Annotated in this window: 10 protein-coding genes; 6 read left to right on the top strand and 4 right to left on the bottom strand. The window is 64.4% G+C overall.

Annotated elements, in window-relative coordinates:
- Window positions 1-3 precede the first annotated feature (3 nt).
- The 4 genes from EN939_RS07125 to EN939_RS07140 all read right to left on the bottom strand — a co-directional run bounded on the left by EN939_RS07125 (window position 4) and on the right by EN939_RS07140 (window position 5,632).
- Window positions 4-723, bottom strand: coding sequence for an ROK family protein (locus tag EN939_RS07125; RefSeq protein WP_127267459.1), 720 nt, complete (start codon window positions 721-723; stop codon window positions 4-6).
- Between the two features lie 12 nt (window positions 724-735).
- Entirely contained in the window at window positions 736-2,112 is a 1,377-nt protein-coding gene (gene zwf, locus EN939_RS07130) for a glucose-6-phosphate dehydrogenase (RefSeq protein ID WP_127267460.1), read from the bottom strand.
- 22 nt (window positions 2,113-2,134) lie between these two features.
- Window positions 2,135-3,148 carry a phosphogluconate dehydrogenase (NAD(+)-dependent, decarboxylating) gene (gnd, locus tag EN939_RS07135; protein WP_127267461.1) on the bottom strand — a complete coding sequence of 338 codons (1,014 nt, stop codon included), beginning with the start codon at window positions 3,146-3,148 and terminating at the stop codon, window positions 2,135-2,137.
- Between the two features lie 63 nt (window positions 3,149-3,211).
- Entirely contained in the window at window positions 3,212-5,632 is a 2,421-nt protein-coding gene (locus EN939_RS07140; protein ID WP_127267462.1) for a glucan 1,4-alpha-glucosidase, read from the bottom strand.
- A gap of 331 nt (window positions 5,633-5,963) precedes the next feature.
- Here EN939_RS07140 and EN939_RS07145 point away from each other — a divergent pair, with 331 nt between their 5' ends.
- From EN939_RS07145 to EN939_RS07170, 6 genes are all read left to right on the top strand, one after another.
- Window positions 5,964-7,235, top strand: a complete 1,272-nt coding sequence (locus EN939_RS07145; RefSeq protein ID WP_127267463.1) for a GAF domain-containing sensor histidine kinase — start codon at window positions 5,964-5,966, stop codon at window positions 7,233-7,235.
- On the top strand, window positions 7,235-7,957 hold the full coding sequence (locus EN939_RS07150) for a response regulator transcription factor (RefSeq protein WP_127267464.1): 723 nt from the start codon (window positions 7,235-7,237) through the stop codon (window positions 7,955-7,957). The genes EN939_RS07145 and EN939_RS07150 overlap by 1 nt, the downstream gene beginning before the upstream one ends.
- A 113-nt stretch (window positions 7,958-8,070) precedes the next feature.
- Complete coding sequence (locus tag EN939_RS07155) at window positions 8,071-9,039, top strand: YihY/virulence factor BrkB family protein (protein WP_245456784.1); 969 nt, start codon at window positions 8,071-8,073, stop codon at window positions 9,037-9,039.
- Between the two features lie 195 nt (window positions 9,040-9,234).
- Window positions 9,235-10,125 (top strand): SMP-30/gluconolactonase/LRE family protein, encoded by an 891-nt coding sequence (locus tag EN939_RS07160; protein ID WP_127267466.1) that lies wholly within the window; start codon window positions 9,235-9,237, stop codon window positions 10,123-10,125.
- A 96-nt stretch (window positions 10,126-10,221) separates the two neighbouring features.
- Window positions 10,222-11,235 carry an ABC transporter substrate-binding protein gene (locus EN939_RS07165; protein ID WP_023811211.1) on the top strand — a complete coding sequence of 338 codons (1,014 nt, stop codon included), beginning with the start codon at window positions 10,222-10,224 and terminating at the stop codon, window positions 11,233-11,235.
- A 49-nt stretch (window positions 11,236-11,284) separates the two neighbouring features.
- A partial coding sequence (locus EN939_RS07170) for an ATP-binding cassette domain-containing protein (RefSeq protein ID WP_164750902.1) occupies window positions 11,285-11,602 on the top strand: 318 nt, incomplete at its 3' end.

The following is an 11,602-nucleotide window of genomic DNA, read 5'->3' on the forward strand; positions in this document are numbered from 1 at the left end:
GTATCAGACTATCAGCGCTTTGTCGCGCCACAAACGAAACCCGCCTTCGAAGGCGCGTGTGTTGTCGCCGCGCCTGGAGTCGGCGGGCAATTCATCGAGCTTGTCGACGTTGCCGCCGCCAATCACGACATAGTCCGGCTGCATGGCGGCACGGAGCCGGTCGACGACGTCGAAGACGTATTTGCGCCATTTCTTCTTGCCGCGCTTTTCCAGGCCGCGTTCGCCGACATAATCCTCGAAACTCCTGCCCTTCTTGTAGGGCAAATGCGCGAGTTCCATCGGTTGGGCGACGTTGTCGGCGATCATCGCCGCACCGAGACCGGTGCCGAGCCCGAGGAACAGCATGCGCCCGCCCTCGTAGCTGCCGATGGCTTGCATCAGCGCATCATTGACCACTTTCACCGGTTTGCCGAACGCGCCCGCAAAGTCGAATCCAGCCCAGCCCTTGCCGAGATTGGCGGGGTCGGCGAGCGGCCTGTTGTGATTGACCGGGCCGGGATAGCCCATCGAGACGACGTCGTAGGACAGGCCTTCGGCGAGCTTGTTGACCACGTCGATCATCTGCTGCGGCGTCAGGCCCGGCCCCGAATCGGCGCGGCGCTCCTCGCCGCCGGCGCTGGTGAGGATCTTGACGTGCGAGCCGCCGATGCCGATCGTGAGCACGATCTTTTCAGTGTCCGGCTTCTCGGTGCCCGATGCAGGTTGCTTCACCGCCTTGGCCATCGTGTGGTCCTCTCACTTCACCGGATCGATCCAGCCATTGGGCGGCCCGAACCCGGCCATGACGTCCGCCGGTCCCCATGTGAGCGGCTCGTAGAGATGCGGCGGCGTGGTGTCGCCAAGCACCGGGCCGACGATGCGCCAGGCCAGTTCGCTGGCGTCCTGGCGGGTGAACAACTGCCCGTTGCCGTTCATGGCGTCGCCGATCAAGCGCTCATAGGGCGGCATGTCGCCCTTTGAATCGTCGAGCGCCGTCAGTTCGACCTGCTCGCCGATCATGTCGTCGCCCGGCGCCTTGCGCTGTGCTCCGATGGCGATCACCACCTGTGGGTCGATGCGGAAGCGGACGTAGTTCTGGTCGGCGGGCTTGATCGGATCGAAGACATCGAGCGGCGGCCGCTTCAGCCGCACCACCACTTCGGTGACATGCACCGGCATGTTCTTGCCGGCGCGGATGAAGAACGGCACGTCCTGCCAGCGCCAGGTGTCGACGAAGAAACGCACCGCCGCGAAGGTCTCGACGGGCGAGTTCGGCGCCACGCCGGGCTCGGCGAGATAGCCGGTGAACTGGCCACGCACGACATCGTCTTTTGTCAGCGTCCTGATCGCGCGCAGCACCTGCACCTTCTCATCGATCAGGTCGTCGGCGGAACGGCCGACAGGCGGCTCCATGGCAAGCAGCAAAAGGATGTTGAGCAGATGGTTCTCGATGACGTCCCTGATGCAGCCGACATCGTCATAGAAGCGGCCACGTCCCTCGACGCCGAAATCCTCGGCCATGGTGATCTGCACGCTCTCGACGTAGTTGCGGTTCCAGATCGGCTCGAGCAGCGAATTGGCGAAGCGGAAATAGAGCAGGTTCTGGATCGCTTCCTTGCCCAGGTAATGGTCGATGCGGAAGATCGACTGTTCGTCGAACACCAGATGCAGGACCCGGTTCAGCCAGCGCGCCGATTGCAGATCGTGACCGAAGGGCTTTTCCACCATCAGCCGCGCGCCATGCGCCGTGCCTGATTGCTCCAGCCCCTGGACGACGGTCTCGAACATGGTCGGCGGCACCGCCATGTAATGCAGCGGCCGCTGCGCGGTGCCGAGGGCGTTTTTCAGTTTCTCGAACGTCGCTCCGTCACGGTAGTCGCCGCTGACGTAGCGCAGCAGCGAGGCGAATTTGGCGAACGCTTTCTCGTCGATCTTGCCGAGCGCATTGACGATGCCGTCACGCGCGCGCGCCTGCAATTGCTTGAGGTCCCAGGCATCGAAGGCGACGCCGATCACCGGTTCGGTGAGCGTGCCCTTGGCGACCATCTGGTAAAGGGCTGGAAATATCTTCTTGTGGGCGAGATCGCCGGTTGCCCCGAAGAGCACCAGCGTGTCGGACCGTTCCTGGCTCATGCGCGTGTCTCCCCCCGTGTCGTCACTTGCCGGCCTTCGGCTTCTCGACATGGCCGCCAAAGGCATAGCGCATGGCGGAGAGCAGCTTGTCGGCGAATTCGGATTCGCCCTGCGAGGAGAAGCGGTCGAACAGCGCCGAGGACAGCACCGGAGCCGGCACGCCGGTGTCGATCGCCGCCTTCAGCGTCCAGCGCCCTTCGCCGGAATCCGAAACGCGGCCGCCGAAATTCACCAGGCCCGGATCGCTTTTCAAGGCGCCGGCCGTCAAGTCGAGCAGCCAGGAGCCGATAACGCTGCCATGCCGCCAGACCTCGGCCACCTGCGGAAGGTCGATGTCGAACTGGTAGTATTGCGGGTTTTCCAGCGGACTGGTCTCGGCGTCCGCCGTCCGTTGCCGCTTGCCGGCATTGGCCGACTTCAGGATGTTCATGCCTTCGGCATAGGCGGCCATGACGCCATATTCGATGCCGTTGTGCACCATCTTGACGAAGTGGCCGGCACCGCTCGGTCCGCAATGCAGATAGCCAAAGGGCGCGGTGCCGGCATCCCCAGGCGGATTGGCGCCGACGTCGGCGCCCGGTGCCAGCGTGGCGAAGATCGAATCGAGGTGCTGCACCGCCACGTCGGGGCCGCCGATCATCAGGCAGTAGCCACGCTCCAGGCCCCAGACGCCGCCGCTGGTGCCGACATCGACAAGATGGATACCCTTGCCGGCCAGTTTCGCGGCCTGGTCGACGGCGTCGTGGTAGTAGGAATTGCCGCCGTCGATAACGATGTCGCCGGGCTCCATCAGGGCCGCCACCTGATCGATGATCCTGCCGGTGATCGCCGCCGGCAGCATCAGCCACACGCAGCGCGGCTTGGCCAGCTTGCCGACGAATTCTTCCAGCGAGGCCGCCCCTGACGCGCCGTCGGTCACCAGGGCGGCGACGCTGGCCGGGTTGATGTCGTAGACGACGCATTCGTGGCCGTCGCGCATCAGGCGCCGGACCATGTTGGCGCCCATCCGGCCCAGTCCCATCATTCCGATCTGCATGGTTTCGTCCCTGTTTTCTACGAGATTTGCGGGGTTATCGAGGGAAGGTCTACTGGCTGTGATCTACTGGCCATCTTGGTCGCCCGATATGACGGAGAAGTCGACATTCTCCCAATCGCCGGTCCCGGGCCAGAAAAAAGTGAAGAGCAGCGTGCTTCCCTCGGGGAGGCTTGCCGCGGGCAGATCGGCAAGATGGATGCCGAAGGCGTTCTCCACCGTCTGGCTGTCATGGGCGGTCGCCCAGTTGTCGGTGCTCCAGTGAACTGTAGCCGGGTCCAACAATTCGACGCGCAACGTCTTGCCCTCCGGCATGGTGCGGATCTTGTTGTTGAACCGCCAGGTCCTGAACGAGGATACGGTCTTGTCCTCGATATAGCGCTTGACGCCTTGCGGCGGCATGTCGAAGACCGCGCCGTCGCGCAGCGAGCGCAGCAGCTTGATATGCTCCGAATGCGCCCAGACCAGCGGCATGGCGCTGCCCGAGGGTCGGCCGTGCAGCAGTTCGCGTTCCGGCAGATCGGCGCCGTCCCAGACCTGCTCCGGCAACAGGCCGCCCGGTCCGGCCGAGCCTTCCAGCGCTGCCAGCAGGCTGGCTGCCTTTTCCCTGCGCCCAGCCGCCAGCTCATAGTGGGCGCGTTCGCCGGCCAGCAGCGGCCAGGGGCGACCCTGGCCGGTGCCATCGAAAGGCGCGCCGTCTTCGTGCTCGCCATAGCCGTCACCATTGTAGCGGTACCAGAGCGGCCCTTGCGGCAGATCGCAGCGCAATTGCGCGTCGATGACCTTGACCGTGTCTGTCATGCGCGGATCGTCAGCCGCCCGCAGACCGAAGCGGACAAGTGCCAGTGCATCCGGGCTGACGATTTCCTCGGGCGGCCGGTCGGTGTCGCCAGGCGGCCGGTTCTTGATCGGGACATAGCCGTCCTTCGGCGAACCGGCCTCGGCGCTGTCGGGTGGTGCTATGCGGACATAGTAGCCTTCGACGCCGACTTGACTGCAGATCGCCGTGCCGGTGACGTAGGTCCAGCGCTCGACCTGGTCGTTCCAGACGTCTGATGTCTCGCGCAGATACGTCGCGGCGTCTGTCTTGCCGCAGGCGTCGAGCAGGTCTGCCGCGGCAAGCAGTGCGGCGATTTCGACGGCGAGCGTGAACGGGCTGTAGCCGGCATCCTCTTCCCAGCGGTCCTCGCCGGTGACGGGCCCGTTGCGCACGACATAGCCGGCGGCGCGCTCGATCATCGGCAGGAAGGTCATGAGCCTGGCGCGGGGCAAATGGCCGGCGCGGCGCAAAGCGTCGGCCAGCAGCAGCGGAAAGGCGCATTCGTCCATCTGGATGCCGGGCCAATAGGCCGATCCGTCGAGCCAGGCGTTCTGCGGCCAATGGCCGTCCGGCTGCTGGATGGAGCTGAGGTAATCGAGGATTTGCAGGGCCGAGGCAGCATCGCCGGCAGCAAGAAAGCCGCCCGCCGTCTCGACCAGATCGCGCGGCCAGACCAGATGGTAGCCGCCGAGGTCGTCGTCACCCTTGTTGAAGCCCCACGGGATCGACAGGCTGGCGACCGCGGCGCCTGGTGTCGCGATCGACCGGTGCGTCGCCAGTACCGCGGTGCTGGTGCGATAGAAGTTGATCCCGGGCACCGCGTGCCGGTCGTCCAGCGGCAGCAAGCCCTTTTGCCAATTGCGCCAGTTCTGAAGATAGGAGTTCGCCGCGGGTTCAAAACCCTGCTTCAGGCTGGCGAAAGCATGTTCCGCGGCCTCCTCAGGCGTCGCGCCAAATCCCAGCGCCAGCAAAGCCTTGGTCTTGGTCGCGGAAAAGCCGATCTCGCCCGTCAGCGCAACATTGCCGTCCTCGGCCCGCTGGTATGCAGCGTCGAGCTCACCTGTATTGTGGAGTTGCTGCCAACCGTCGGAAAAGCCGACATAGCCGGCCGAACCGGTTCGCCAGGGCAGCGACGAGGCCAGCGCCAGGCAAGAGCCGCGCCCCGAGGCGAACAGCATGGGCTTTCCCTCGTGCTCGCCGACCCAGGCGGTGTTGCCCATGCCGGCATTGACCAGATGCGGCGCCAGAAGCGCGTAGACGCGGTAGTCACCGGGCACCCCTTTCAGCGCCGTGAAGGTGATTTCCTGCAGCAGCGCCGGGCGCTCCGGGTCGGCGAGGATACGCTTTTCGATCCGCCAAGCGCCGTCATTCGCCGTATTGACCAGCCTGTAGGCGGGCACGCCGTCCTCGAACGGTTCGATCGTATGCCCGGCATCGCGTTTCTCTTCCGAAAAATAGCCGCCGGGACCGGTGACGATCAAGCCGAGGTCGCGGGTGCAGGCGCTGTCGACGCGCGGATAGTAGACTTCGTTGAGGATGCCGTGGCTGATCGTAAACCAGATCCGGCCGGCCGGCGAAAGCGACGTTCCGACGCCACTCTTGGCGCTTGATGTCCAGCGCGCCGGGATCCCCGGGGCGCCCGGAGCAACGTTTTGCGTCACTGGCATTCTGTTTCGCTCTCCTGGCCTCCTCCCTAGACCAGGACGCGAACCCTTTACAATCATTGCACCGCAAGTTGATCGGCCGGTCCAACGGCAGGGCAACGAACTCGGGCTGACGGGTTTCTTCGGAGCCTTCGCCCGCCATTGGCTGACGGAGCATCAAGCGAACAACCCGCCTGTGCGGCGGGTCACTGGCGCAAATCAGCACCATGGACAAAAATGTACCATAGCTGAGGTCACCGAGTCAAGAAAAAATTCCTATAGTCAACGGCGCCGTCGTTGACAGCGGCGGCGGCATGCGTCCACTATTTCGCGGCACGGGAGGATCGTGAAAGCAATGGCGGAAGTGTCCCTGGTCCTGATCGACCGGCTGCTGGCGATATCGCGGGCGCTTGCCGGCCATATCGATCCCGGCACGGCGTTCCGCGCGACCGCCATCGAGATCGGCACGCTCATCCCGCACGACCATATCGATCTGGCTGTGCTGTCTCACGATGGGCGCATGCATGCCTGCTACGAAGCCGGTTTCCACACCAGTTGGAGCGAGCTCGCCCAGCATCCGGTGGAAGGCAGTCCGATTCGCTTCGTGTTGTGGGGCAAGACGCCTTACCTGTTGTCGGACAACGCGCTTGTCGACGACCGTTTTCATTTTGCCGGCGCTTTCGACGAGCCGATTTTCGCGGCCAAGCTGCGCAGCCGCATCATCGTGCCGCTCAGGGCGCGCGGTAGCGTCATCGGCGCGCTCAACATCAGTCGGCACGAAATCGGCTGCTACACGCTTGCCGATGTCGCGGTCGCCCAGCAATGCGCCGATCTGATCGCGCCCTATATCTTCGCGCTGATCCAGACCGAGGAGGCGCGCCGCGCCATGCTGGCCGAGAGCGAGGCGCGCAACCGCGTCGAACTGCTGCGCGTAGGCGCCTCGCAATTGACCGAGGGCATGGAGCGCGAACGCCGCCGCATGGCCATGGACCTGCACGACCAGACGCTTGCCGATCTCGCCCGCATCGCGCGCCAGCTTTCGGCCTTGCGCGGCCAGGGCGTGGCGCGGGCCGCGCAGCTTGCCGACCTCGAGCAGGAGGTCGCCGGCTGTCTGACGGAACTGCGCCACATCGTCGACGCCATGCGGCCGAGCGTGCTCGAACTGTTCGGCCTGCGCGATGCGGTCGAAGCGCATCTCAACCGCAGTGTCAGCAAGGCCAAGCCGCCGATCGCCGTGCGCATCGCCGACACCAGCGACGGCGGCGCCGACAGTTTGCCGGAGCCAGTGCGGACCGCGCTCTACCGGATCGTGCAGGAAGCGATCAACAATGCCGTTCGCCATGCCGCGCCGCACCGCATCGACGTGCTGCTGGCGTCGACCGCAAGCGTGCTGCGGGTGATCGTGACGGATGACGGCCAGGGCTGCGGCACCGTCGACCCGGCTGCGTATGGCGGCATCGGCCATATGCACACGCGGGCAGCCCTTATTGGGGCGCGGCTGCGCATCGGCCAGGCCGGCCGCAAGAACGGCGGCACCCGTGTCGTCGTCGAGATCGACCGCCAGCCGTCGCGAGAATTGGCGGCGGCAGCGGTGCCTGGCGAGTTCGCCGTATCGGAGGCCATGTGATGCTTGTGATGATCGCCGAGAATGACGGGCTGCACCGTAGCTTCGCGCGGCGGACGGTGGAGCAGCTGTGGCCCGGCGACGTCGAGGTGATCGAGGCGAGCGACGGCGAGGACGCCATCAACCTGGCGGCCCAACGCGAGCCACTGCATGTCGTGCTCGATTTGCAGATGCCGAAGGCGACGGGAATCGAAGTTGCCAAGGCGATCTGGAACCGCCGCGCCGGCACGCACATCCTGTTCTGGTCGAATTTCGCCGACGAAGCCTATGTGCGCGGCGTGGCACGCATCGTGCCGCCCGGTTCGGTCTACGGCTATGTGCTCAAATCGGCGACGGAGGAGGGCATGCGGTCCGCGCTGCGCGGGGTTTTCCGCGAAGGCCACTGCATCATCGACCGCGAGATCCGCGGCATCCAGCACCGCGTGCAGGACAAGTTCGAGGGCATCACCGACGGCGAATATGAGAGCCTGATCGACATCGCGCTCGGCCTGACCGACCGGGCGATCGCGGCGCGGCGCGGCCTGTCGATCCGTGGTGCGCAGAGCCGCATCAAGCATGTCTATGACAAGCTCGGCATCGTGCCGGCGGACGACGGCGCCGGCGATGCTTCCGTGTTCAACTCGCGGACGCGGGCGATCTATCTCGCCATGGCGCGTGGCCTGATCAACATCGACGCACTGCGCCGCGAACAGGACCGGCTCGATGCCTGGCTGGCGGAGCACTGAACAGCGGCGGCCACGCCCCGGAACTTCGGAAGGTCAGGCGCATTGCTAGTGAACGCCAACTCAATGCCTGCGGACCCGAAGTGCGACCCTCAATCACAGATTCATGGCATCTGGTGCGTGAAAGCATAGTCGGCTTCATCAACGACAATGCGCTTAGCCATGGTGCTGCGATGGCTTTCTATGCCACCACCTCGCTGGCGCCGATCTTGCTGATCGTGGTTGCGATTGCTGGTCTCGTCTTCGGCCACGATGCCGCACAATTGGCCTTGTCCGCGCAGATATCAGGGCTGATGGGACCGGAAAGCGCCGATCTCCTGAAGACTGCGCTGGAAAGTGCATCCGACAGTCTGTACGGCACCTGGGCCGCGATCATAGGGCTGGTCACCTTGCTGGTGGCCGCGTCTGGTGTCTTCGGCGAAATGCAGCAATCGTTGAACACGATCTGGAAGATCGAACCGCAAGGCAATTCCCTGTCGCGTCTGGTGCGGGCGCGGGCCGCCAGTCTGGGGTTGGTGGCCGCACTCGGGTTCCTGTTGCTGGTCTCTCTCATCGCAAGCACTGCGATTTCGGCACTGGGCGATTTCATCAACGCCTATCTGCCGTTCGGAACGATCATACTCAGCGGGATCAATGGCGTCGTTTCGTTTGCACTTATCTCGGTGATGTTTGCCGCCATCTACAAGGTTCTACCCGATCGAACCCTGGAATGGCGCGATGTGGCAATTGGCGCTATCGGGACCGCGGCCCTGTTCACACTGGGGAAATCGCTTATCGGCTGGTATATCGGCACCAGCGCGGTTGCGTCTTCGTATGGCGCCGCCGGCGGCCTGCTCGTCATACTGCTCTGGGTTTACTACTCGTCGGAAATTTTCCTCCTCGGTGCCGAGTTCACGCGCGCCTATTCCGTTCGGCACGGCAGCCGGTCCGATCTGAAAACCTTGGTTCACAGCCCTTTACCCGCGCAGCACGACTCGGCTCGAACACAACAGGAGTCCAACGCTGCAGGCGTGGTCGTGCTCGTGGCTGTGGCGTGCGCGAGCGCAACCTTGACCGCGCTTTTGCGGAGTGGTCGCCGGCCCTGATCTGACGTCGTCGCTATCCCGTGCTCGATAGGCACGGCCGACTGTGCAAACGCACAGTCGGCCGTGCGCTTTGACCCGTATCGGCTCGTCGGTACCGCGCCTACGCTCTGCCCCAACAAGAAGCCTATATCGGGAAGCGCTCATGCCATTTGTCACCATGCGGAGTAGCACGGCTGTTCGCGCCGGGAGCCGATGATGTCGGTGTCGGCGCGTGCGCGCCATTCCGGCTTCGACGACGTCGTCGGCGATGCGACCATTGAGACCCTGGCGAGCGGCTTCGGCTTCCTCGAAGGGCCGGTCTGGCACCCCTACGAGAAATGGCTGGTCTTCTCCGACATTCCGGAAAGCCGGATCTATCGCCGCAGTGCCGAAGGCGAGATCGAGCTGTTCCGCGCGCCGAGCCACAAGGCCAATGGCAACACGCTGGACCGCCAGGGGCGGCTGGTCACCTGCGAGCACGCAACGAGCCGGGTGACCCGCGCCGAACCCAACGGCAGCGCGACGGTGCTTGCCACGCACCATCAGGGCAAGCAGCTCAACAGCCCGAACGACATCGTCGTTGCCACCGGCGGATCGATCTATTTCACCGATCCGGGCTATGGCCGGAGGGAATTCTATGGCGTGCCACGGCCACAGGACCTGCCGTTCCAGGGCGTCTATCGCATCGATGGCGATGGCGCCCGGCTGACATTGCTGGCTGACGATTTCGGGCAGCCGAACGGGCTGTGCTTTTCGCTGGACGAGTCGCGGCTGTTCATCAACGACACCGAACGCGGGCATATCAGGGTGTTCGGCGTCGAAGCCAATGGCGACCTCGATGGCGGCGCGGTGTGGGCAGTGACCGAGGGCGAGGGGCCGGGGGCGCCCGACGGCATGAAGATCGACAGCCGCGGCAATCTTTACTGCACCGGACCCGGCGGCATCCACATTTTCGACGCCTCGGGCGCCATTCTTGGCGTCATCCGGACGCCCGAGGATTGCGCGAATTTCACCTTCGGTGACGACGATCTGCAAAGCCTCTACATCACCGCGTCGACGTCGCTGTACCGGCTCAGGGTGCGCGTGCCGGGATTGAGACTGTTTTGAGCTCGCGACAATCCGTGCTCAAATCAGAGTTGGGAGTGAGGCCGGGGTCAAAGCCGGTGGGAATGCAGCAGTCAACACATCTGGGAGGATAACGACATGAAGAAACTGTTCGTTCTGGGCGCTCTGGCGGCAATGCTCGCCTCGGGCACGGCGCTGGCCGACACCAGTGGCAAGAAGATCGCTTTTTCCAACAATTATGCCGGCAATTCCTGGCGGCAGGCGATGCTCGACAGCTATGGCATTGTCACCAAGAAGGCGGTCGCCGACAAGATCGTCGGCGCGGCCGACATCTTCACCACCGCCGACAAGGAGGTGCCGACACAGGCGGCGCAGGTGCAGAACCTGATCCTGCAGGGCTATGACGCGATCGTCATCAACGCGGCCTCGCCGGATGCGCTCAACGGCGCCATCAAACAGGCCTGCGATGCCGGCATCGTCGTCGTCTCCTTCGACGGCACCGTGACCGAACCTTGCGCCTACCGTGTCGTCGTAGACTTCAAGGACATGGGCAAGCAGGAAATCGAGCAGATGGCCAAGTTCCAGCCCAAGGGCGGCAATCTGCTGGAAATCCGTGGCCTTGCCGGGACCTCGATCGACGATGCCATCCATGCCGGCATCCTCGAAGGTGTCGCCGCCCATCCCGAGTTCAAGATCGTCGGTTCGGTGACCGGCGACTGGGACCAGACGACAGCGCAGAAGGCGGTGGCAACCATCCTGCCGTCGCTGCCCGACATCGTCGGCGTCGTCGACCAGGGCGGTGACGGTTACGGCGCGGCCCAGGCCTTCGCCGCCGCCGGCAAGCCGCGCCCGACCATCATCATGGGCAACCGCCAGGACGAGCTGCAGTGGTGGAAGGAGCAGAAGGACAAGGACGGCTACCAGACCTGGTCGGCTTCGATCGCGCCCGGCGTGTCGTCGCTCGCCTTCTGGGTGGCGCAGCAGGTGCTCGACGGCCGCACCGACATTCCGCACGATCTGCTGGTGCCGTATCTGGCCTTCACACAGGACGATTTCGAGGCCGAGCTGCCGAAGATCCCCAAGGGCGGCGTCGCCAGCCACGAATACACGCAGGAAGACGCGATCGCGGCCATCAAAGCCAACATCAAGTGAGCCTTGAACAAGCGTTGCCCTCCGGATCATCGAGCGGATATCGTTGAGCATGCCTGAAGGGAACGCTGACATCATCAGACTGAACGGCGCCGAAAAGCATTTCGGCGCCGTTCGCGCGCTGGGCGGCGTCGATTTCCATGTCGGCCCCGGCGAGTGCGTTGGTCTCGTCGGCCACAATGGCGCCGGCAAATCGACGCTGATGCACATGGTGGCTGGCACGCTGGTGCCCGACAGTGGCAAGATCGGCGTGCATGGCGACACCGAGGACAACTACTCGGTGTCGCGGGCGCAGCAGCTCGGCATACGCTGCGTCTTCCAGGAACTGTCGCTGTGCCCCAACCTCAGCGTCGCCGAGAACACGCGCATC

This window comes from Mesorhizobium sp. M7A.F.Ca.CA.002.05.1.1 (genome assembly GCF_003998335.1).
In the GTDB taxonomy this organism is placed as follows: domain Bacteria; phylum Pseudomonadota; class Alphaproteobacteria; order Rhizobiales; family Rhizobiaceae; genus Mesorhizobium.